General features: G+C 65.5%; 19 protein-coding genes. 16 read left to right on the top strand and 3 right to left on the bottom strand.

Features of this window, described 5'->3' with window-relative positions:
• Nucleotides 1-17: 17 nt before the first annotated feature.
• The 6 genes from ACQR10_RS31040 (at nt 18) to ACQR10_RS31015 (ending at nt 6,686) form a co-directional block, all read left to right on the top strand.
• The gene (locus ACQR10_RS31040) at nt 18-1,613 is read left to right on the top strand and encodes an ABC transporter substrate-binding protein (RefSeq protein WP_316218589.1); all 1,596 of its coding nucleotides are present in this window, start codon (nt 18-20) and stop codon (nt 1,611-1,613) included.
• Nucleotides 1,614-1,663: 50 nt separating this feature from the next.
• Nucleotides 1,664-2,644, top strand: a complete 981-nt coding sequence (locus ACQR10_RS31035; RefSeq protein WP_316182707.1) for an ABC transporter permease — start codon at nt 1,664-1,666, stop codon at nt 2,642-2,644.
• Nucleotides 2,641-3,546 carry an ABC transporter permease gene (locus tag ACQR10_RS31030; protein WP_316218590.1) on the top strand — a complete coding sequence of 302 codons (906 nt, stop codon included), beginning with the start codon at nt 2,641-2,643 and terminating at the stop codon, nt 3,544-3,546. Before ACQR10_RS31035 ends, ACQR10_RS31030 begins: the two co-directional genes overlap by 4 nt.
• Entirely contained in the window at nt 3,546-4,541 is a 996-nt protein-coding gene (locus ACQR10_RS31025; RefSeq protein WP_316218592.1) for an ABC transporter ATP-binding protein, read from the top strand. Before ACQR10_RS31030 ends, ACQR10_RS31025 begins: the two co-directional genes overlap by 1 nt.
• Nucleotides 4,538-5,548 (top strand): ABC transporter ATP-binding protein, encoded by a 1,011-nt coding sequence (locus tag ACQR10_RS31020; RefSeq protein ID WP_316218593.1) that lies wholly within the window; start codon nt 4,538-4,540, stop codon nt 5,546-5,548. The genes ACQR10_RS31025 and ACQR10_RS31020 overlap by 4 nt, the downstream gene beginning before the upstream one ends.
• A 475-nt stretch (nt 5,549-6,023) precedes the next feature.
• Nucleotides 6,024-6,686: a helix-turn-helix transcriptional regulator gene (locus ACQR10_RS31015; protein WP_316218621.1), complete on the top strand. Its 663-nt coding sequence runs from the start codon at nt 6,024-6,026 to the stop codon at nt 6,684-6,686.
• A 17-nt stretch (nt 6,687-6,703) separates the two neighbouring features.
• On the opposite strand, the gene ACQR10_RS31010 is transcribed toward ACQR10_RS31015, so the two are convergent.
• The 3 genes from ACQR10_RS31010 to ACQR10_RS31000 are packed head-to-tail and all read right to left on the bottom strand — an operon-like array spanning nt 6,704 to nt 9,999.
• Nucleotides 6,704-8,053, bottom strand: coding sequence for an aspartate aminotransferase family protein (locus tag ACQR10_RS31010; RefSeq protein ID WP_316218594.1), 1,350 nt, complete (start codon nt 8,051-8,053; stop codon nt 6,704-6,706).
• Nucleotides 8,054-8,071: 18 nt separating this feature from the next.
• Entirely contained in the window at nt 8,072-8,737 is a 666-nt protein-coding gene (locus ACQR10_RS31005) for an HAD family hydrolase (RefSeq protein WP_434839047.1), read from the bottom strand.
• A complete protein-coding gene (locus ACQR10_RS31000; RefSeq protein WP_434839048.1) occupies nt 8,734-9,999 on the bottom strand; it encodes a Tm-1-like ATP-binding domain-containing protein in 1,266 nt (421 codons plus the stop codon). Before ACQR10_RS31000 ends, ACQR10_RS31005 begins: the two co-directional genes overlap by 4 nt.
• Before the next feature lie 205 nt (nt 10,000-10,204).
• On the opposite strand from ACQR10_RS31000, the gene ACQR10_RS30995 reads away from it, so the two are divergent.
• The 10 genes from ACQR10_RS30995 (at nt 10,205) to ACQR10_RS30950 (ending at nt 21,460) form a co-directional block, all read left to right on the top strand.
• Entirely contained in the window at nt 10,205-11,689 is a 1,485-nt protein-coding gene (locus ACQR10_RS30995) for an aldehyde dehydrogenase (protein ID WP_315805001.1), read from the top strand.
• Nucleotides 11,686-13,065: a transaminase gene (locus ACQR10_RS30990; RefSeq protein ID WP_316218597.1), complete on the top strand. Its 1,380-nt coding sequence runs from the start codon at nt 11,686-11,688 to the stop codon at nt 13,063-13,065. Before ACQR10_RS30995 ends, ACQR10_RS30990 begins: the two co-directional genes overlap by 4 nt.
• 2 nt (nt 13,066-13,067) lie before the next feature.
• On the top strand, nt 13,068-13,859 hold the full coding sequence (locus ACQR10_RS30985) for an SDR family oxidoreductase (RefSeq protein ID WP_315804999.1): 792 nt from the start codon (nt 13,068-13,070) through the stop codon (nt 13,857-13,859).
• Nucleotides 13,860-14,090: 231 nt separating this feature from the next.
• Nucleotides 14,091-15,770, top strand: coding sequence for an amidohydrolase (locus ACQR10_RS30980; protein WP_315804998.1), 1,680 nt, complete (start codon nt 14,091-14,093; stop codon nt 15,768-15,770).
• Entirely contained in the window at nt 15,760-16,806 is a 1,047-nt protein-coding gene (locus ACQR10_RS30975) for a CobW family GTP-binding protein (protein ID WP_434839049.1), read from the top strand. Before ACQR10_RS30980 ends, ACQR10_RS30975 begins: the two co-directional genes overlap by 11 nt.
• A gap of 44 nt (nt 16,807-16,850) precedes the next feature.
• On the top strand, nt 16,851-18,152 hold the full coding sequence (locus tag ACQR10_RS30970; protein ID WP_316218600.1) for an ABC transporter substrate-binding protein: 1,302 nt from the start codon (nt 16,851-16,853) through the stop codon (nt 18,150-18,152).
• 11 nt (nt 18,153-18,163) lie between these two features.
• The gene (locus tag ACQR10_RS30965) at nt 18,164-18,886 is read left to right on the top strand and encodes an ABC transporter ATP-binding protein (RefSeq protein ID WP_434839050.1); all 723 of its coding nucleotides are present in this window, start codon (nt 18,164-18,166) and stop codon (nt 18,884-18,886) included.
• Nucleotides 18,873-19,571 (top strand): ABC transporter ATP-binding protein, encoded by a 699-nt coding sequence (locus tag ACQR10_RS30960; RefSeq protein WP_434839051.1) that lies wholly within the window; start codon nt 18,873-18,875, stop codon nt 19,569-19,571. Before ACQR10_RS30965 ends, ACQR10_RS30960 begins: the two co-directional genes overlap by 14 nt.
• Nucleotides 19,572-19,581: 10 nt before the next feature.
• On the top strand, nt 19,582-20,448 hold the full coding sequence (locus ACQR10_RS30955; RefSeq protein ID WP_315804993.1) for a branched-chain amino acid ABC transporter permease: 867 nt from the start codon (nt 19,582-19,584) through the stop codon (nt 20,446-20,448).
• 4 nt (nt 20,449-20,452) lie between these two features.
• On the top strand, nt 20,453-21,460 hold the full coding sequence (locus ACQR10_RS30950; protein WP_315804992.1) for a branched-chain amino acid ABC transporter permease: 1,008 nt from the start codon (nt 20,453-20,455) through the stop codon (nt 21,458-21,460).
• Nucleotides 21,461-21,465 lie beyond the last annotated feature (5 nt).

Raw genomic sequence — 21,465 nt, 5'->3', positions numbered from 1 at the left:
CAGGAAGCGGGATAGCCATGTTGATCAGACGACATTTTGTGCTCGGAGCTCTCGGTCTCGTCGCGGCCACGGCCGCATCCCCCGCGGCGCAGGCGCAGTCATCCGGCGGCAACACCTTGGTGGTCGCGACCACGCAGGTGCCGCGGCATTTCAACGGCGCCGTGCAGTCGGGCATGGCGACGGCCATGCCGACCGCCCAGATCTTCGCGAGCCCGCTGCGCTATGACGACAAGTGGAATCCGCAACCTTATCTGGCGCAGTCCTGGGAGGTCGCGGCTGACGGGCTTTCAGTCACGCTTCACTTGGTGAAGGACGCCGTCTTCCACGACGGCCACCCCGTGACGTCCGAGGACGTCGCATTTTCGATCATGGCCATCAAGGCCAACCATCCGTTCCAGACGATGCTGGCGGCGGTCGACAAGGTCGAGACGCCTGATCCCGCGACCGCCATCCTCCGTCTGAAAAACCCGAGCCCGTCGCTGCTCCTGGCGATGTCGCCGGCGCTGATGCCGATCCTTCCCAAGCACATCTATGGCGACGGCCAGGACCTCAAGACGCATCCGGCCAATCTGAAGCCGATCGGGTCCGGCCCGTTCAAGCTGACCGAGTACAAGCAGGGCGAATACTACACGCTGGAGAAATTCGACAAGTTCTTCATCCCTGGCCGGCCCAAGCTCGACAAGATCGTGGTCAGGCTGGTGTCGGATCAGAATGCGGCCGTCGTCTCGCTGGAACGCGGCGATTTCAACGCGTTTCCCTTCATCGCAGGCGCGCGCGACATCGATCGTCTGCAAAAGTCGCCGAACCTTGTCGTGACCGACAAGGGCATGGCGGGCGTCGGCCCGCTCAACTGGCTTGCCTTCAATACCAAAAAGAAGCCGCTCGATGATGTCCGCGTGCGCCAGGCCATCGCCTATGCGGCCAATCGCGACTTCATCGTCTCCAAGCTGATGGGCGGCAAGGCCACGCCGTCGCTGGGGCCAATCGCACCGGATTCGCCGCTCGCCGAAGCCGCCGTCGAGCCCTACAAGGTCGACTACGCCAAATCGGCCGCGCTGCTGGATGCTGCCGGCTACGCCAAGGGGGCGGACGGCTCGCGCTTCTCGCTGACCGTCGACTACATTCCGGGCGGCGACGAGCAACAGCGCAACGTCGCCGAGTACCTGCGCTCGCAGCTCAAGCGGGTCGGCATCAATCTCGAGGTGCGCGCCGCGCCGGATTTCCCGACCTGGGCGCAGCGCGTCTCGAACTTCGATTTCGACCTCACCATGGACACCGTCTACAACTGGGGTGACCCGGTGATCGGCGTCAACCGCACCTATCTGACGTCGAACATCCGCAAGGGCGTCATCTGGTCGAACACGCAGCAATACTCCAATCCCAAGGTGGACGAGCTGTTGCAGGCGGCGGCGGTCGAAACCTCGCCCGAGAAGCGCAAGGCGCTGTACTCGGAGTTCCAGAAGATCGTCGTCTCGGATGTGCCGATCTACTTCATCAACGTCAGCCCGTACTACAATGCCTTCGCCAAGGGGCTCGGCAATCTCCCGAACTCGATCTGGGGCATGATGTCGCCGCTCGACGAGCTCTACTGGGAAACGCCGCCGAAGACCTGAGGCGGAGCTATCCCCGGTTTCGTGAGAGCCACGAGGAGACTTGCTGCACCATGGCATTCGCCACCCATCTGGCCCGGCAGATCATCAATGCTGTCGCGCTGCTGATCGCCGTGCTGGTGCTCAACTTCTGCCTGATCCATCTTGCTCCCGGCGATCCCGTCCAGGTGATCGCCGGCGAGATGGGCGGCGCATCGGCGGAGGTCGTCGCGGCACTGCGGGCCAAATACGGCCTCGACCAGAGCCTGTTGCAGCAGCTGTCCATCTATCTCGCGAACGTCGCCGTCGGCGATTTCGGCTACTCCTACTACTTCAACCAGCCCGTGCTCGGCCTGATCCTGCAGCGGCTGCCGGCGACGCTCTATCTGACCCTGTGCGCCCTTTCCGGTGCGCTCGCGATCGGCACATTGCTCGGGGTGGTCAGCGCGCGGCGGCCGAACGGCCCCTTCAGCCACGCCGTCACCGTGGTCTCGCTGGCGGGCTATGCCGCGCCGATCTTCTGGACCGGGCTGATGTTGCTGCTGCTGTTCGGCTCGGTATGGCCGATCCTCCCCGTGGTCGGAATGACCGACGTGGTGAATCCCAAGCAGGGCTTCGCCTACGCGCTCGATGTCGGCCGCCATCTGGTGTTGCCTTCGCTGACGCTCGCGCTCGTGTTCATCGCGCAATACAGCCGGCTGGCGCGGGTGAACATGATCGAGGCGCTGTCGGCCGACTATGTCAGAACCGCCCGTGCCAAGGGGCTCCCGGAATGGCTGGTCGTCGGCAAACACGCGTTGCGCAATACGCTGATCCCGATTGTCACCGTCGCCGGCCATCAGTTCGGCAATCTGTTCGCCGGCGCCGTGCTGGTCGAGACCGTGTTCAGCTGGCCCGGCATGGGCCGGCTGGTGTTCGATTCCATCCTGCGTCGCGACTATCCGACCCTGATGGCGGTGCTGTTCTTCTCTGCGCTGATGGTGATGACCGCCAACATTCTGACTGACGTGGTCTACCGCCTCGTTGACCCGCGAATTCGGACAGGACGGCGATGACGGTGATCGAGAGCACCTCGCAGGTGTCGACGTCGCCGGCCGATCTGCCCGCGCGAACCGCCGCGTCGCCGGGCCGCCTGGCGCTGCGGCAGTTCATGAAGAGCCCGTCGGGCGTCGCCGGCGCCTGCATGCTGATCCTGATCATTCTGGTGGCCGTGGTCGGGCCATCGCTGTATCCGGTCGATCCGCTCGATCTCGTCGGCGCCCCGTTCATGCCGCCGGATGCTGATGCCTGGTTTGGCACCGACTATCTCGGACGCGACGTCCTGGCCGGCCTCATCCATGGTGGGCGCGCGACGCTCGCCGTCGGCGCCGTCGCGGCGCTCATCACGATCGCAATCGGACTCGTGATCGGCGCGGTCGGCGGCTTTTTCGGCGGCGCCATCGATGCCACCATGGTCAAGATCACCGAGTTCTTCCAGATCCTGCCGCCATTGCTGTTCGCGATGGTGCTGGTAACACTGTTCGGGCCGAAGCTGACCACGATCACGCTTGCGATCGGCGGCGTGAGCTGGACCTCTGTGGCGCGGCTGACGCGGGCGGAATTCATGCGGCTGCGCGATCTCGATTTTGTCAAGGCGTCGCGCGCGGCGGGCGCCTCCAACGCGAACTTGATCCTGCGCGTGCTGCTGCCCAATGCGCTGCCCGCGGTGATCGTGTCGGCGACGCTGGCGATCGGTGTCGCGATCCTGTTCGAGGGCGGGCTGAGCTTCCTGGGTCTGGGCGACCCGAACGTCATGAGCTGGGGACTGATGCTGGGCCAGAACCGCAACTACATTCTCGATGCCTGGTGGGCGGTGATGTTCCCGGGAGCGGCGATCTTCCTTGCGGTGCTCGCGATCAGCCTGGTCGGCGACGGTCTCAACGACGCGATCAATCCGCGTCTGCGGCGGAGGTCGTGATGAGTGCGCTGCTCGAAGTGGATGATCTCAACGTCAGCATGCGCAACGGGGCCGGCCGCCTCGTCCCGGTGATCGAGAACCTGTCGTTCACGATCGCACCGGGGCGGACCCTGGCGCTGGTCGGTGAATCCGGCTGCGGCAAGAGCATGACGGCGCTGGCCCTGATGCGGCTGCTGCCGGAGGATTTCGTCGTTACCTCGGGCCGCATCGTGCTGGAGGGCAGGGACGTGCTGGCCTTGCCGCCGAAGGAGATGCGGGGCTTGCGCGGCAGCGCCATGTCGATGATCTTCCAGGAGCCGATGACGGCGCTCAATCCGCTGTTCACCGTGGGTGATCAGATCGGAGAGGTGCTGCGCTGGCACCAGGGGCTCGATCGCGCGGCGGCGCGCTCGCGCGCCATCGAGCTGCTCCGCGCCGTGCAGATTCCGGCGGCCGGGCAGCGGATCGATGCCTATCCTCACCAGCTCTCGGGAGGCATGCGCCAGCGCGTGATGATCGCAATGGCGCTGGCCGGGCGGCCGAAGCTCTTGATCGCCGATGAGCCGACCACCGCGCTCGACGTCACCGTGCAGGCGCAGATCTTCGACCTGCTGGCCGAGCTGCAACGCAGCACCGGCACGGCGATCCTGCTGATCACCCACGATCTCGGCGCGGTCGCAGAGCTCGCGGACGAGATGCTGGTGCTCTATGCCGGACGCTGCATCGAGGCGGGGGCCGCGGACGCGATCGCGACAACGCCGCGTCATCCCTATACGCGGGGTCTGCTGAACTGTGTTCCGCACCTCGCCCTTGGCGAGCCGCCGCGGCCCTGGGTCGATCTCGGCGAGATCCCCGGCATGGTGCCGCCACTCGGCGCGCGCGGTGCCGATTGCGCCTTTCTCGCAAGATGCGCGCAGGCCCGCGACATCTGCCGTGCGAAGCTGCAGCCTGCGCTCGAGCCGATTGCCCCGGGGCACGCCGTGTCGTGTTGGCGCAGGACGGAGATCGCGGCATGAGCATGGCGGAAGCCATCCGCGGGACAGGCGCCCAAGAGGTGCTGCTCGACGTCAACGACCTCGTCGTGCATTTTCCGGCCGGCCGCCGCCATGGCAAGCCGTCCTTCGTGCACGCGGTCGACGGCGTCAGCTTTCGCGTTCGCCGCGGCACCACCTTCGGCATCGTCGGCGAGAGCGGCTCGGGCAAGTCGACCATCGCGCAGGCCGTGATGCGGCTGGTGCCGGCGACATCCGGCCAGATCGTGTTCGGCAACCGCGACATTGCGGGCCTCACCGGCCAGCCGCTGCGCGAGGTGCGGCGGCATCTGCAGATCGTGTTCCAGGACCCGTTCTCGGCGCTCAATCCGCGCCGCCGCGCGGGCGATCAGATCCGCGAGCCCCTCGACCTGCTCGGAATCGGGACGCGCAGCAAGCGCGACGAGCGGGTGCGCAGGCTGCTGGCCGAGGTTGGATTGCCGCCGCAAGCCGCCGACCTGTTTCCGCATCAGTTTTCCGGCGGCCAGCGCCAGCGTTTGTGCATCGCTCGGGCGATGGCGCCAGAGCCCGACCTGATCGTCTGCGACGAGGCGGTGTCCGCGCTCGACGTGGCGATCCAGGCGCAGATCCTCAATCTGTTGAAGCGGCTGCAGCGCGAGCGTGATCTCACTTACATCTTCATCTCGCACGATCTCGGCGTGATCCAGAAATTCTGCGATGAGGTCGCGGTGATGTATCTCGGCAAGATCGTCGAGCAGGCGCCGGCGGCCGACATCTTCGCCGCGCCCCGTCATCCCTATACGTGGTCGCTGATTGCGGCCGCCGCGCCGCCCGGCCCGATGCGTGAGGACCTGAAGCGCCGCTATCTCGTCAAGGGCGATCCGCCGAGCCCGGTCGATCCGCCGCCCGGCTGCCGTTTCGCGCAGCGCTGCCCGATGGCGATCGACGAATGCTCGCAGCGTCTCCCCGTTCTGGATGCGATCGGATCACATCATTACGTTGCGTGCCACCGTGCTGCCGAGCTGCCCTGAGACAAGCGGGCCGTGCAATCGCGCGATATCAGCTCGGCGCACGCGAGCCTGCTCGGCTCCAGCTGGAGTATGAGGTCGACTGATCGCAGAGCTCGGGCCCAGGTCGCCGCGAGACAGCCCAGTCATGCCTGCTGTTTGAAACGTGGAGAAGGGCCCAGACTATTCCGCGCTGGCGTTGCCATGTGTCCTTTTCCAGGAGCCCTTCGACGAAAGCCCGTTCGTGGACATGCATCGGACGTCCGCGCCGTCGTGCAACACGAACCGGACTATGCACCCGCTGGAAAGACATGGATGTTGGCCAGTCAATCAACCGATTGGTTGAGACCCGGATTCGTCGGCTCAGGGGGCCGGCGCGAAGTGATCGGCGTGGTCCGGAAATTGCTTGACTAAGTGTGGTGCCTGTCTCAGCGTCATCAGCGCGAGGACACGGCAGATGTCCCGAATGGAGTGAAATCGAGGAGGGGAGGCCATGCTGATGCTTTTGGGCCGCTCGGACGCGGCAACCAGCGAAGCCGTGCACTTCGCCCAGTCCATATTGGACGGATCGGCGACAGCATTTTATGAGATCGACGGAGGGTACAATCTCCAGCGCTTCCTGTTGTCGGGCATTCCGGAGCCGTTTCACCGGCAGTATGTCGAGGGCATGAGCGAGTTCGATCCGCAGCATCCGCGTCACGCGGGAGCTCTTGCGGTCGCGCGGCTGAGCAGGACGATGTCTGGCAAACAGCCCGACGAGATGGCGCCCTACCGCGCCTTCGTCGATCAGTGCGGGATCGTCGATATGGTCGACTTCTTCTTCCGGCGTGATGACCAGATCGTCGCCGGCATGAGTGTCGCCTGGAACAAGGATGCACGGATTCCTGAGGGGGCTGAGGCCATCGCCCAGAAGATTCATCAGTATCTTCAATTCAACCTTGTCGGCCGGCCAGCCGGGTCCGAGGACGGGCAACGCTACGGTCTGACCAGCCGCGAGATGGATGTGGTGCGGCTCCTGTGCTGCGGCCGCACCAATCGCGAGATCGGCGAATGTCTGAAGATCGGCCAGGCGACGGTGAAGACGCACCTGATCCACATCTTCGAGAAGCTCGGCGCGGAAACGCGATCCGCCGTCGTGGCGCTGATGGCGCGGCCGAACTAGCGCGCGGCCGCTCTCGCTCAGGTGCTTGCGAGGCCGTGGTCGATGGCGGCGGCGATTGTTCTCGCATCGTCGGCGGTGATGATCAGAGGCGGCGACAGGATGATGTTGCTGCCGGAGACGCGCACCATCACGCCGGCCTCGTAGATCGCATCGGCGATCCTGCCGACAGTCTTCTTGTCGAGCGCCTTCTTCGTGGCGCGATCCGCCACCAGCTCCAGCGCGGCCATCAATCCCTTGCCGCGGACATCTCCCACGATGTCATGCTTCTGCTTCAGCGCGGCGAGCGCGTCGTTGAGGACGATGCCCGAGGCTGCGGCCTTTGCATCGAGTTGCAGCCGCTTGGTTTCAGCCAGCGCGGCAATGCCGGCGGCGCAACCCACCGGGTGACCCGAATAGGTGTAGCCGTGGCCGATCGAGCCGAAGCTGGTCTCGTCGCTCTCGAACGCCTCTGCCATCTTGTCGCCGATCATGGTTGCCCCCAGCGGGAAATAGCCTGACGTGACCGCCTTCGCGATCGTCATCATGTCCGGCTTGACGTTCCAGAGCCGTGCGCCGGACCAGGCGCCGGTGCGGCCGAATCCGGTGACGACCTCGTCCGAGATCAGCAGGATGCCGGTGCGGTCGCAGATCTCGCGCACGAGTCCCATGAAGCTGTCATGCGGCACGATCACGCCGCCGGCGCCCAGCACGGGCTCCATGATGAAGGCGGCGATGGTATCCGCGCCCTGGAATTCGATCTCATCGACCAGCGCATTGGCACAGAGCTGCGCGAGCTTGGCCGCATCGGTCTCGTTGAACGGATTGCGATAGGTCCAGGGCGAGGGGATGTGGTGGGCGCCCGGCAGCAGCGGCTCGTAGTTGCGGCGGAAATTGGCGTTGCCGTTGACCGACGCGCCGCCGAAATGCGTGCCATGGTAGCCCTTTTTGAGCGACAGGAACTTGGTGCGGTCGCGCTGACCCTTGATCTTCCAGTACTGCCGCGCAAGCCGCAGCGCCGTCTCGACGGAGTCGGAGCCGCCCGAGGTGAAGAACGCCCGGGTCATGCCTTCGGGCTTGAACCATTCGGTCAGCTCGTAGGCAAGCTCGATCGCCGGGCCTGTCGACACGCCGCGGAAGCCGGAATAATACGGCAGCTCGCTGAGCTGATCGGCAATCGCCTGCTTGATCGGGTCGCAGCTATAGCCCAGCGTCACGTTCCAGAGGCCGCCGACCGCGTCGAGCACCGACTTGCCATGGATATCGGTGACGTGGACGCCCTCGCCCTTGGCGATGATGCGCGGCGGATGGTCCCGCATCTCCTTCGGATGCGCCATCGGGTGCCAGATGCGCCGGGCGTTGTTCTCGATGAGAAAGTTGATGTCGCGCATGGAGTGCTCCGATGGTGGTCAGTCGAAAACGAGGCCAAGCATCTGCAAGGCCTGACTATACGATTTTTCGGGGTGCCGGACATCGAACCAGACGGTCGACAAGCCGCAGGCGACCGCGCCGTCGATGTTGCGCTGCTGGTCGTCGACGAAGACGCAGGCTTGCGGCGCGAGCCGCAGAGCGTCGCACGTCGCCAGGTAGGCGCGGCGATCAGGCTTCAGGATCCCCGTGTGCGTGGCATCGATGATGACGTCGAAATGCGCGAGCAGCGGCAGCCGGTGCCGAAAGTCCTCACCATAGAAGAGGTCGAGCTCGTTGGAGAGAATGGCAAGCTTGCAGCCGGCGCGGCTCGCAATGCGAATGGCGCGCTCGGCTTCGGGACGGATGACCAGCGCCGGATCGGCGCCGCGCGCGCGGCGCACGAAGGTCTGCATGTCGCGCCAGTCCTCGCCGACGAGCCTGCCGACCTCGCGGCTTCGGGCCGCCCAATAGTCGCGCTCGGACAACTCGCCACGTTGCATGGCCGACCAGAGCGGATCGCTGTCCTCAGCAAACGGGCCGCGCCAAGTCAGCGTGCCCGCGGCAAGGCCGAGCACGGCCTCCGTTGCGTCGTGGGTTTCGAACAGGGTCTTTGAGATCACCCCGCCGAAATCCAGAACCAATGCACGTGACGAGGCGGCGGTCATCGCTGCTCCGCGTGGGGCACGCCGGCCGGGATGATGCCGCCGGCAACCCAGCGATCGAAGATCGCGAGCACCTTTGCAGCGAAGCCCTTGTCGTTGATGTGGTCCTCGATCTCATGCAGCTCGACCGGCGGATGCAGGGCGCCGCGCATTTCCGTGACGAAGGCGTCGAGGCCCTCCGGATCATGCAGCGGCTCGCCGTCCTGATCCCATTGCTGGATCCCGCCGGCCGGGAGCACAAACGCAACTGGCGCATTCATCGCAGAGAGCTTGGCCGCGATCGCGCGCGCGATCCGGCGCCGGTCGGCGGGACGCGACGTCGCGGAAGCGAGCAGACGATTATGCGCGTGGAACGGGCGGTCGGCGAGCTCGGTCGGCACCGGCAGCCAGGCGGGGAAGTCCACCATGTCGATGGCGCCGGGCGCCACGATCTGCGGAATGCCGTTGCGGCCCGCATTCGTCAGCCGATCGGAGCCGGAATTCACCACCGAGCCCATCAGCTGATTGGCGACCTCCTGCAGGCTGAGATCGAGCACCGCGGCAAATCCGCGATGCGCAGCGATCGACTCCATCGCGCGGCCACCCATGCCGGTGGTATGAAAAACCACGACCTCGTAGCCGCGCGCCTCGAGCTGAGGCTTCAGATCGACCATGTAGCTCAGGCAGCTCTTGCCGAGCGACGTCAGCGCCACGATCGGCCGGTCGGGCCGCGGCCTGATCGCGCTGCGGGCTGCGCCGACGATCGCACCGCAGCCTTGCGACAGCACCGCGGTGCAGGTGCCGTTGAGGCCATAGAGCCCGCCCGCCCACAGGATCATCATCAGATCGGCCGCGATGCGTTCCGGCGGGATCAGATGCGAGAACGCGATCGTCGAGACGATCAGCTTGGGAAAGCCGAGCGGCAGCGCAAGTGCGACGTCGAGCGCCAGGTCGGTGCCCATGGTGCCGCCGATCGCGATCATGGCGTCGATCTCACCTTGGTCGCATAACCGTCGTGTCAGGCGCGCCGCGCCGCGTGCCATCAGGGTCATCGACGAGTTCTCGTCGCCGCTGGCGATCACCGCTTCGATCGTCGTGTCGGCAGCGGCAGCCACGGCATGCTTGTCGTGCGCTGCCGCGTAGGGAGGATCGCCGAGCACGCTGATGTCCATCATGACGGCCTCGCCGCCGGCGCCGCCGATGCAGCGCTGCATGAACAGGAGCTCGTCGGCCTTGGTATCGCCGGTGCCGATCAGCAGGATGCGCGGAGGTGATCTGTTGGTCATGGTCTTGGAATGTCGTCTCGAATGCGAGGAGGGCGGCAATCTGTCGTCGTGAGCAGCCGAGTGGTGCCCGCAACCTATGAAGTTGTTGCAATGCATGACATCCACCTATCGGTGGATTGCGAGAAAAGGCTCATCCGGCTGAATGAGGTACGATCGGACTCGGCAGCGTGGCGATCGATCAGCCGGTTCTTTACAGGGCTCCTTCATGTTACAATCCGAAATCGACGCGTTGCGTGGAGCGGCTGTCTCTGCGCAACGGCTCTTCATCGCCGGTGCCGTTGCCGAGAGTTCGGCCGGCAGTCGTTTGGACGTGATCTCCCCGATCGATGGCAGGCGGCTGACGACGATTGCTGACGGCAGCGCCGAAGATATCGATCGCGCGGTGCTGGCCGCGCGACGAGTCTATGACAGCGGAGCATGGTCGCGCGCGGCGCCCGCGGAGCGCAAGACGGTGCTGCTGCGATTCGCCGATCTCGTCGAGCGCCATGCGCTCGAGCTCGCGGTGCTCGGCGTGCGCGACAACGGCACCGAGATCGGCATGGCCTACAAGGCGGAGCCGCTGTCGGCAGCAGGCTCCATCCGCTACTACGCGGAGGCCATGGACAAAGTCTATGGCGAGATCGCGCCCACCAGCCGCGATGTGCTCGGCTTGATCCATCGCGAGCCGCTCGGCGTGATCGGCGTGATCGTTCCATGGAACTTTCCGTTGATGATCGGCGCCTGGAAAATCGCGCCCGCGCTTGCCGCCGGAAACTCCGTGGTGGTGAAGCCGCCAGAGACCGCGTCGCTGACGCTGCTGCGCCTGGCGGAGCTGGCGAGCGAAGCCGGTTTGCCCGAAGGCGTGCTGAACGTCGTCACCGGGCGCGGCGCCACCGCCGGCGAGGCGCTGGCCCTGCACATGGATGTCGACGTTCTGGCGTTCACGGGGTCGGGAGCAGTCGGGCGACGGCTGCTGGAGTATTCGGCGCGCTCAAATCTGAAGCGAGTCTATCTTGAGCTCGGCGGCAAGTCGCCGAACGTGGTCTTCAACGATGTCGTGGACATCAAGCAGGCCGCCAAGGTGTCGGCGAACGGCGTCTTCCGCAACTCCGGTCAGGTTTGCGTGGCCGGCTCGCGGCTGCTGGTACAGTCCAGAATCTATGACCGGTTCTTGAGCGAGCTGCTCGCGGTCACAGCCAAGCTCAGGGTCGGCGATCCCCTCGATCTCAGCTCCGATATCGGCGCCGTCAACAGCGATGCTCAATTGCGCAAGAATCTCGACGTCGTACGGCAGGCGGAGGAGGAGGGGGGAGAGCGGCTGTGTGGGGGTGAGCGGCTGCATGAGACCGGCGGCGGCTACTACATGGCTCCGACAATCTTCGCCGGTGTGAGCCCCGGCATGCAGCTGTGGCGCGAAGAGGTGTTCGGCCCTGTGCTTGCGGTGACGCGGTTCGAGGATGAGGACGATGCGGTGCGGCTCGCCAATGCGAGCGTCTACGGACTGGCCGCCGCGGTCTGGACCGGATCGCTCCGGACAGCGCATCGGATGGTGCGCGCGATCAATGCCGGCGTGGTGCATGTCAATACCTATGGCGGCACTGATCTGACGGTGCCGCTCGGAGGTTTCAGGCAGTCCGGCTTCGGCCGCGACAAGTCGCTGCACGCGCTCGACGAATACACCGATCGGAAAACCGCCTGGATTGCGCTATGACGCCGCCAGCACATCCGGCGCTCGACCGGCTGATCGACGCGGAGCAGGCGCGCTTCCTGCGCGAACATCCGCGCTCGGCGGCCGCGTGGCGGGAGGGGCAGCGACACTTCCTGTATGGCGGCCCGTCGCACTGGATGCGTCGCTGGGCGGGCGGCTTTCCGGTCTATGTCGATGCGGCGTCCGGTGCCCATGTCAGGGATATCGACGGTCGCGATTATGTCGACTTCTGCCTTGGCGATACGGGCGCGATGTGTGGCCACGCGCCCGAGGCCGTGACGCGAGCGGTTACGCGGCAGATCGCGCGCGGCGCCACGATGATGCTGCCGACCGAGGACAGTCTTTGGGTCGGCGCCGAGCTGTCGCGCCGCTTCGGTCCCCGCTATTGGACCCTGACGACCTCGGCAACCGATGCCAACCGCGCGGCCATTCGGATAGCACGCATGATCACCGGTCGTGCCAAGGTCCTGGTGTTCTCCGGCTGCTATCATGGCGGGGTCGACGAGGCGCATGTCGAACTTCGCGACGGGCGGGTCGGGCTGCGCAACATGATTCACCCAAATGCAGTCGCCTATGACGCCGTGGCGAAGGTGGTCGAATTCAACGACGTTGCGGCGATGGAGATGGCGCTTGCGGAAGGCGATGTCGCCTGCGTGCTCACCGAGCCCGTGATGACGAATTTCGGCATGATCCCGGTCGCCGACGGGTTCCACCGCGCCCTGCGCGAGGCGACGCGGCGCGCCGGCACCGTGTTGATCATCGACGAGACGCATACGTTGTCGTGCGGGCCGGGCGGCTACACCGCGCTTCACGGGCTTGCGCCGGACATCCTCGTCGCCGGCAAGGCAATCGCCGGCGGCATTCCGGCCGGTGTTCTCGGTCTCGATGAGGCCGTTGCCGAGCAGCTGTGGCACATCGTGCCACAGGTCAATCCGCGGCAGCGACAATCGGCGCACCTTGGGTTCGGCGGCACGCTGGCTGGCGGCGCGTTGGCGGTGGCCGCGATGCGTGCCGTCCTGGAGGACGTGCTGACGGCCCCAGCCTATGCACGCATGATTGGACATGCCGAATGCCTCGCCGCGCGGGTCGGAGACTTGATCTCCCGCAACGCTTTGCCCTGGCACGTGACCCAGATCGGCGCCCGCATCGAGATCATGTTCATGCCTGATGCGCCGCGCAATGGAGCCGACGTGATCGCGGCACGACAGCCGGATCTCGAGACGTTGATGCACGCCTACTACATGAACGAGGGCATCCTGATCACGCCGTTTCACGGAATGCTGCTGACCTGCCCTGCAACATCGTCCGCCGATGTGGACACGCATGGCGAGATTTTCGAGCGCTTCGTCGGGCTGGTCCGAGATGCAGGAGTGATCTGATCGTGGCGTCGCCGTTCGACCTGACGGAGCGCGTTGCTCTGGTGACCGGCGGCGGCCGGGGTATCGGCGCTGCGATCGTGACGCGGCTGGCGGAGGCGGGAGCTCACGTCGTGATCGCCAATCGCTCGCGTAATGTGGCCGAATCGCTCGCGGCCGATTTGGGCGGACGGCATCTCGCGGCGAGCGTCGCGGGGTTCGATAAACTCGATCGTGGCGGTCTGCACGAGCTCGTGAGTGACGTGGCTGGCCGTTTCGGCCGGCTCGACATTCTGGTGCACAACGCAGGCGGCTGTCCCTGGGCCGGCATCGAGGAGCTCGACGAAGACAAGCTCGATCAGGCCATGTCGATCAACCTCACCGCGGCCATCTGGCTCATCCAAGCGGCCGTGCCGTTCATGCGCACGCAGCAATATGGGCGAATTTTGGTGACTTCGTCGATTTCGGCCCGGCTGGCGATGGGGGGAGGCGCGCACTACTCGGCCGCAAAGGCAGCGATAAACGCATTCATCCGAGGCACGGCCTTCGAATTGGCGCGCGACGGGATCACGGCAAACGCCGTGGAGCCGGGGTTCATCGCCAAGCCCGGGCGAGGGACCTTTAGCACTCCCGAAAATCTGTCCCGGGTCGCTCGCCATATTCCGATGGGACGGATCGGGACTGCCGACGACGTTGCCTACGCGATGCTTTATCTCGCCTCCGAGCAGGCCCGCTACGTCACCGGGCAGACCATTGTGGTCGACGGGGGAGCGACGCTTCCCGAGACGGGCTTTGCAGTCGAACGACAATGGGGCTGATGCGCGAGCCGTTGGCGCCGCAGTAGCCGCGCGCCGCGGCGATTACTCATCAACAAATGAAGGCCAGTCGTGACACCGATCGACGCGAACGGGTCGCCGGGAGCGGCCCGTGGTCGTGTGCGGGGCGGCCGTCCGTCCGGCAGGTACGGGACTCGCTGCGTCATCAACCAAACGGCTGATTGTGACAGGCGGACGCGCGGAACAAGCTCAGGGCGCAATCGGGATCGGGGAATGAGCGAGATCAAGACTAGCGCCGACATGCTGTTCCGAAACGGGCGGATCTACACTGTCGATCCCGGCCGTCCCTGGGCAAGCTGCGCGGCGGTGAAGGCAGGGCGCTTCGTCGCCGTCGGCGAGGAATCCGACATCGAACCCTTCGTCGGCAGCGACACCGAGGTGGTGGATCTTGCGGGCCGTATGGCCATGCCGGGCATCGTCGACATCCACAACCACATCATGATGGGTGGTCAGGCCGATCTCTACGAGCTGCGCTTTTCGTCGAGCCATTCGATCAGCGAAATCGCGGGTGCCGTGAGGGGGGCGGCGGAGAAGGCGGCTCCCGGAAGCTGGATCGTCGGTGGACAGTTCGGCAACGACCTGTTGCAAAGGCTCAACACCGATGCCGCGGCAGCGGAGCTCAACGCTGCGAGCCTCGGCCACCCCGTGCTGCTGCGCGACGACAGCTATCACAATCGCTGGGCGAGCGCCGAGGCGTTACGGCTCGCAGGTGTCACCGAGGAGACGGAGAACCCCGTCGACGGCGAGATCGGCCGGGATCTCGACAGTGGCAGGCTGACCGGGCTGATGGTGGAAGCAGCCTCGGGCATCATCGAGCGCGCGCTCGCGAAGGTCGGCCATTACACCGCGGAGATGGACCGCGCTGCGGTCGCCCGTTCGATCGCCGTGCTGAACTCGTTCGGCGTTACCGGCTTCGTCGACGCCGCGAGCATGCAGCCGATCCTGGCCGCGCTGAAGGGGCTTGACGACCGCGGCGAGTTGTCGGCGTGGGCGGTCTGCGCCATGCCCATCGTGGAGCCCGGCTTCATGTTCGGCACCTCGGGCGAGGAACTGTTCGCGTTGCGCGATCAGTATCGCTCCGCCCACGTGAAGCCCGACTACGCCAAAATGTTTCTCGATGGCGTCCCCGGCGCCAAGACGGCCGCTTTTCACGAACCCTACGTGGCCGATCCCGTGCGCGGCTGCTGCTTTCGCGGCACCACCATGCTGACCGTGCCGGAGCTGATCCGCTGGCTCGGAAAATGCGAGAAGCTCGGCCTCGCGGCCAAGATCCACTGTGCCGGCGATGCCGCCGTCACGCAGGCGCTCGATGCAATCGAGGTGGTGCGCTCGTTCAACGGGCCGACGGCACTCATCCATCACGTCGCGCATGCGAGCTACATTGCGCCCGACGATATCCGGCGCTTCGCCGATCTCGGTGTCGCGGCCGACCTCTCGCCGATCATCTGGTTTCCGACGGTCTTCCTCGAGGCGCACAAGGCAGCGATGGGCGCGGAGCGGGCACAGCGGTTCTGGCCCAATCGCGATCTGAAGCTGGCCGGTGCGTTGATGGCCGGCGGCTCGGACTGGCCGGTCATCCCGAACCCGGATCCCTGGCACGGCATCGAAGGCATGGTGACGCGACGCAATCCAGCGGGCGACTTTCCCGGCCTGGCGCTCTGGCCCGAGCAGGCGCTCGACCTGGCAACAGTGATCGAGATCTACACCATCGATGCCGCGCGAGCCGCTGGCCTCGGCGGCTTCACCGGATCGATCGAGGTCGGCAAGTCTGCCGATTTGATCGTACTGAACCAGCCGCTCTTCGAGATCCCTGCTGATCAGCTCGCGGAAACGATTGTGCAGATGACCTTCTTCGAGGGGCGCAAAGTCTATGAGCGAAACCATGAGCAGTGACTCGCTCATTCCAATCACCGTTCTGACCGGCTTTCTCGGTAGCGGCAAGACCACTGTGCTGAACCATCTGTTGCGTCAGCCCGGCATGGACGGGGTGGTCGCGATCATCAACGAGTTCGGCGAGGTCGGCCTCGATCATCTCCTGGTCGAGACGAGCGAGGAGCGCTTCGCACTGCTCGACAATGGATGTGTCTGCTGCTCGGTCCGCGAGGATCTCGTCGCGCTGCTCGACGACCTGTCGTCGCGTCAAGCCAGAGGTGCGCTACCGCCGGTCCGGCGCATCCTGGTCGAAACCACCGGTCTTGCCGATCCGGTGCCGGTGCTGCACACGTTGATGACGGCGCCGAGCGTGGTCGCGCGCTATCGGATCGATGGTGTCGTGGTGACTGTCGACGCGGTCAACGCGATCTCCTCGTTCGAGAGGCACGAAGAAGCCGTCAAGCAGATCGCGATGGCCGACCGGATCTTGTTGACAAAATCCGATCTCGCCGAAGCTGGGACCCTCGCTGCGGTGGAGCAGTCGATCCGCTCCATCAATCCGACGGCCCCCGTCATCCGCGTGGCGCACGGAGCGATCGCGCCGGACGCCGTATTCGAGGCCGGCCTGTTCACGCCGCAGGTGCGATCGGAGCGGGTCGAAGCCTGGTTTGCAGCGGCCGCCGCGGCCCACGCGCAGCCGCATCCTGATCATCACGCGTACGGCAAGCGCATCTCTTCCTTCAGTCTGGTCGTGAACGAGCCGATCCGCTGGGCCGCCTTCTCGCGCTGGCTGGACTACGTCGTCGCGCTCAAGGGAGACGACCTGCTTCGGTTCAAGGCGCTGGTCAACGTCGAAGATCGGCCGCAAGGGCCCTTGGTGGTGCACGCGGTGCAGCATGTGCTGCATCCGCCGATCGCGCTGGAGTCATGGCCGTCGGACGACTGCAGCTCCCGCCTCGTGTTCATCGTCCGCGATATTGCCGCCCACGCCATCGAGCACACGCTCGCGCGTTTCGGCGAAATCAGTCGCGACAGCATTGCGCGGCCGGCTGCATGAGACCGGCGGCTTTCCATTAACGCTTGATTTGCAGGAGACATGTCGTGACGAAGATCGGTAGCGGGAAGGTCAGTCGGCGCAGCCTGCTCAAGGCCGCCGGAACGGCAGGATTGGCGGCGGCCAGCAATGTGCCGCTGGTGAATATTGCAGGAGCCGCGTCGAGTACCATCAAGATCGGCTGGTGCGGCTGCCTTTCGGGAGTACGCGCCCCCTTTGCCGAGCCGGATCCCTGGATCCACGAGCGGATGAAGGGTCTGGTGAAGGACGGTCTGAAGATCGGCGGCAAGAACTACGCCGTGGAGTTCGTGATCAAGGACGATCAGTCCGATCCCAACCGTGCGTCGGTGGTGGCCAGCGAGCTCGTACTGCGAGAGAAATGCGATCTCATCCTGGTCGAGGATGGCGATGCGGAGATCCCGATCGGCGAGCTGGCGGATGCGCGCGGCGTGCCGACGATTTCGACCATGCTGCCCTGGCAAGGCTGGATGTTTCCGCGCAAATCCACGCCCGATAAAGGCTTCCCCTACACGTTCCATTTCTTCTGGGGCGCCGACGACGTCGTGAAGAATTTCGTCGGCATGTGGCAGTCGGTCGAGACCAACAAGAAGGTCGGGACGCTCTACATCGACAATCCCGCAGGCACGGCGTTTTCCGATCAGAAGCTCGGCCTGCCGGCCGGCATCAGGCAGGCCGGCTTCCAGGAGGTCTCGACCGGCAGCTTCCAGATCGCAACCGATGACTTCTCCAATCAGGTGTCGACCTTCAAGAATGCCGGTGCGGACATCGTCTCGGGCTTTGCCTACGGCAATCATTGGGTCACGTTGTGGAACCAGGCCGCGCAGGCCGGCTTCAAACCGCAGATCTGCACCGTCGCGGCGGCTTTCCTGTTTCCAAGCGCGGTCAATGCGCTCGGCGACCGCGGCGACGGCATGTCGACGGAGGTGTGGTGGACGCCAGCCTATCCGTTCAGATCCTCGCTCACCGGCCAGAGTGCCGCCGAGCTTGCGGCCGAGTGGGAGAAGACGACCGGCAAGCAATGGACGCAGCCGATCGGCTATGCGCACGCGCTCTGGGAGGTCGGCTTCGCGGCGCTGCGCAACAGTGATCCCAAGGACAAGACTTCGCTGCGCGATGCCATCGCCGGGCTCGATCTCGAGACCGTCGTCGGCCCGGTCAAATTCAAGGGTAGCCCGATTAAGAACGTCGCGGTGACCTCGCTGTCGGGCGGGCAATGGCGCAAGACCAAGAGCGGCAAGTCGCCCTACGAGCTCCTGATCGTGCACAATGGCACCGCGCCGTTCATCCCGAAGCAGGCCGATCTCGCACTGCTGTCGAAGCTCGCCTGAGGGATGGCCGCGTGCTGCGCGTAAAGAATCTCTGCAAGAATTTCGGGGTCATCCGGGTTGCGGATGACCTCGACTTCGAGCTCGCTCGCGGCGAGTGCCTCGGCGTGATCGGTCCGAACGGCGCCGGCAAGAGCTCGATTCTGAACCTGATCGTCGGACTGATCAAGCCGGATGCCGGCACGATCATGCTCGATGGCCGCGATATCACCGCCGAGCCGCCGCATCGCCGGGCCCGGCTCGGCATCGGCCGCGCCTTCCAGATTCCGCAGCCATTCCCCCATCTGTCCGTCTATGAAAACGTGCTGGTCGCCGCAACCTATGGCGGCCGCCTGCACGGCGCCGCGGCCACCGACTGGGCCATGGAGGTGCTTGGCCGCACCTCGCTCGCCGGCAAAGCGGATCGCGTCGCCGGCGCCTTGCCGCTGATCGACCGCAAGCGGCTCGAATTCGCCAAGGCGCTCGCCTCCAGGCCGCGCCTGATCCTGCTCGACGAGATCGCTGCCGGACTGACCGAGCCGGAGGTCGAGCGGCTGATCGACATCATCGCGGGCGTGAAGGCCGATCACGCCATGATCTGGATCGAGCACATTCCGCACGCCCTGCGCGCCGTCGCCGATCGCATCCTCGTGCTGAATTTCGGTCGCAAGGTGCTGGATGGACCGCCTGCGGAGGTGATGGAGAGCCGGACGGTCAAGGAAATCTACATGGGGCTCACGGCCGATGACATTGCTTGAGGTGGCGGGCCTCGACGTCTTTCACGCCGATCTGCAGGCGGTGTTTGGTCTCGACTTTACGGTCGCCGAGCGCGAAGCCGTGGCGCTGGTCGGCGCCAATGGCGCTGGCAAGACCACCTTTCTGCGTGCGCTGGTCGGACTGATCGACAGCAAGCGCGGCAGCGTCCGGTTCGCCGGCGGCGACATCGTGAACATGCCGGCCGAGCGCATCGCGCGGCTCGGCCTCGGCATGGTGCCCGAGGGGCGCATGCTGTTCGATACGCTGACCATCGAGGAAAACCTCCTGATGGGGCAGGTGAGCAGGCGGCCGGGGTCGTGGACCCTGCGGCGCGTGTACGACCTGTTTCCGGCGTTGCAGGAGCGGCGCAACCACATGCCGCAGCAGCTCTCCGGCGGGCAGCAGCAGATGGTCGCGATCGGCCGCGCGCTGATGTGCAATCCGCGCCTGCTGCTGTGCGACGAGATTTCTCTCGGCCTGGCGCCGGTCATGGTGGAGCAGATCTACGGCGCGTTCGCCGACATTCGCAGCGAAGGGACGGCGCTGGTGCTCGTCGAGCAGGACGTCAAGCGCGCCGCGAGTGCGAGCGACCGCATCTACTGCCTGCTCAAGGGACGCGTGTCGCTGTCGGCGAGCGCAGGCGAGGTCGGTCTCGCCGAGCTGACGCAAGCCTATTTCGGAATGTAAGCGAGGGGACATGGCCTGGTTGGAGACGCTGGTGAACGGGGCGCTGCTGGGCGGGCTATACGGCCTGCTCGGCATCGGGCTTGCGCTCGTTTTTGGCGTGATGCGGCTGGTCAACATTGCCCATGGCGAGTTCATGGTGCTGGCGGCCTATCTCGCCGTGATGCTCGTCGGCCTGTTTCCGCAGGTGCATCCGCTGTTCGTGCTGATCCCGGTTGTGGTCGCGGCGTTCGGCGTCGGCTATCTCTATCAGGCAGCTATCATGAACCGGGTGGCCCGCGCGCCGGACCCGCTGGCGCCGCTCTTGCTGACCTTCGGGGTTTCGATCGTGCTGCGCAACCTGATGGTCGAGATCTTCGGCGCCGACGTCAGGGGATTGCAGCTCGGCGAGCTCTCCCGCGCGAGCATCAGTCTGTTCGGGCTGACCATCGGCGTCATGCCGTTGCTGACGCTCGGCGTGGCCGTGTTGTTGTTCCTGCTGCTGCAATGGGCGCTCAAGCGCACGGTGTTCGGCCGCATCGTGCGGGCCACCGCGGACCGGCGCGACATCGTCCGCCTGTTCGGCGTCAGGCCGGACATGGTCTACAACTACGTCATGGGCCTGTCGCTGGCGCTCGGCGCCATCGGCGGCGTGCTGCTGGCGGTTCGCTCAAGCTTCACCCCGTTCTCCGGCGTCGAACGCCTGCTGATCGCCTTCGAGGTCGTGGTGCTCGGCGGCATCGGTTCGTTCTGGGGCGCGCTGCTCGGCGGCATCGTGCTCGGCATGGCGCAGCTCGCCGGCCTGAAATGGGACGCGAATGCGGGCCTGCTCTATGCGCATCTGTTGTTCTTCGTGATGCTGCTGATCCGGCCCGCCGGCCTGGTCGCGAGCAGGGCGTGATCCGATGAGAGCAATCGTGATCTCCTCGACCATCGCGGCGGCGCTGCTCGTCGCCGGCCCATGGCTGCTCGGCGAGGGCACCTTGCGGTTTGCGACCGAGTGCCTGCTGGTGCTGGCGATGGCGCAGATGTGGAATCTGCTGGCCGGGTATGCCGGGCTGGTGTCGTTCGGTCATCAGGTGTTCGTCGGCATCGGCGCCTACGGTCTGTTCCTGATCTCCGATACGTTCGAGCTGTCGCCTTACTGGGTTCTGCCGGTCGCGCCGCTGGCCTGCGCGACCGTCGCTGCGATCATCGCGCTGCCATTGTTCCGGCTGCGCGAGGCGTATTTCTCGATCGCGATGTGGGTGTTCTCGGAGATTGTTGCCGCCCTCGTCATGAAGGCCGGCTGGCTTGGCGGGACGTCGGGCCTGCCGCTGAAATCGAGCCGGCTCATGGATCTCGACTGGTTCGAGCCGGCGCTGTTCTGGATGGCCGGGACGCTGGCGCTCGGGACAATCGGCGGCCTGTTTGTTCTGATGCGCTCCGGCTTCGGACTCGGCCTGATGAGCGTGCGCGACAACGATCTGGCGGCAATGAGCGTCGGCGTCGACGTCCAGCGCAATCGCTTCATCGTGTTCGTGTTGTCCGCCGCCGGCTGCGGGCTTGCCGGCGCGGTCTCCTTCCTGGGCAACCTCTATGTCTCGCCCGCCGCGGCGTTCGACGTGAACTGGGTGGTCTACATGATGTTCGTCGTGATGATCGGCGGCATCGGCACGCTGGAAGGGCCGATCATCGGCACGGTGATCTTCTTCGGCTTGCGCGAGCTGATCACCGACCAGCTCGGACTATCCGCCGGCTGGTACCTCGTCGCGCTGGGTTCGGTCGCCGTGATCATCATGTTGTGGTCGCCGCGCGGGCTGTGGCCGCCGCTGCGCGATCGATTCGGGCTCAATTTTCTCGGCGTCGGCCGGACAGCCCCTGCCGCGCCCGCGCTTGCTCCGCTGGCCGACAAGGCCGGACAAATGGGATAATGCGC

Source organism: Bradyrhizobium sp. HKCCYLRH2060 (genome assembly GCF_051168135.1).
Classification (GTDB): Bacteria; Pseudomonadota; Alphaproteobacteria; order Rhizobiales; family Xanthobacteraceae; genus Bradyrhizobium.
This window is presented reverse-complemented; position numbering and strand designations above follow the sequence as displayed.

What these genes read in the sequence shown, in the direction of transcription:
- ACQR10_RS31040 (WP_316218589.1), top strand. Translation starts at nt 18, where the DNA reads ATGTTGATCAGACGACATTTTGTGCTCGGAGCTCTCGGTCTCGTCGCG.
- ACQR10_RS31035 (WP_316182707.1), top strand. Translation starts at nt 1,664, where the DNA reads ATGGCATTCGCCACCCATCTGGCCCGGCAGATCATCAATGCTGTCGCG.
- ACQR10_RS31030 (WP_316218590.1), top strand. Translation starts at nt 2,641, where the DNA reads ATGACGGTGATCGAGAGCACCTCGCAGGTGTCGACGTCGCCGGCCGAT.
- ACQR10_RS31025 (WP_316218592.1), top strand. Translation starts at nt 3,546, where the DNA reads ATGAGTGCGCTGCTCGAAGTGGATGATCTCAACGTCAGCATGCGCAAC.
- ACQR10_RS31020 (WP_316218593.1), top strand. Translation starts at nt 4,538, where the DNA reads ATGAGCATGGCGGAAGCCATCCGCGGGACAGGCGCCCAAGAGGTGCTG.
- ACQR10_RS31015 (WP_316218621.1), top strand. Translation starts at nt 6,024, where the DNA reads ATGCTTTTGGGCCGCTCGGACGCGGCAACCAGCGAAGCCGTGCACTTC.
- ACQR10_RS31010 (WP_316218594.1), bottom strand. Translation starts at nt 8,053, where the DNA reads ATGCGCGACATCAACTTTCTCATCGAGAACAACGCCCGGCGCATCTGG.
- ACQR10_RS31005 (WP_434839047.1), bottom strand. Translation starts at nt 8,737, where the DNA reads ATGACCGCCGCCTCGTCACGTGCATTGGTTCTGGATTTCGGCGGGGTG.
- ACQR10_RS31000 (WP_434839048.1), bottom strand. Translation starts at nt 9,999, where the DNA reads ATGACCAACAGATCACCTCCGCGCATCCTGCTGATCGGCACCGGCGAT.
- ACQR10_RS30995 (WP_315805001.1), top strand. Translation starts at nt 10,205, where the DNA reads ATGTTACAATCCGAAATCGACGCGTTGCGTGGAGCGGCTGTCTCTGCG.
- ACQR10_RS30990 (WP_316218597.1), top strand. Translation starts at nt 11,686, where the DNA reads ATGACGCCGCCAGCACATCCGGCGCTCGACCGGCTGATCGACGCGGAG.
- ACQR10_RS30980 (WP_315804998.1), top strand. Translation starts at nt 14,091, where the DNA reads ATGAGCGAGATCAAGACTAGCGCCGACATGCTGTTCCGAAACGGGCGG.
- ACQR10_RS30975 (WP_434839049.1), top strand. Translation starts at nt 15,760, where the DNA reads ATGAGCAGTGACTCGCTCATTCCAATCACCGTTCTGACCGGCTTTCTC.
- ACQR10_RS30960 (WP_434839051.1), top strand. Translation starts at nt 18,873, where the DNA reads ATGACATTGCTTGAGGTGGCGGGCCTCGACGTCTTTCACGCCGATCTG.
- ACQR10_RS30955 (WP_315804993.1), top strand. Translation starts at nt 19,582, where the DNA reads ATGGCCTGGTTGGAGACGCTGGTGAACGGGGCGCTGCTGGGCGGGCTA.
- ACQR10_RS30950 (WP_315804992.1), top strand. Translation starts at nt 20,453, where the DNA reads ATGAGAGCAATCGTGATCTCCTCGACCATCGCGGCGGCGCTGCTCGTC.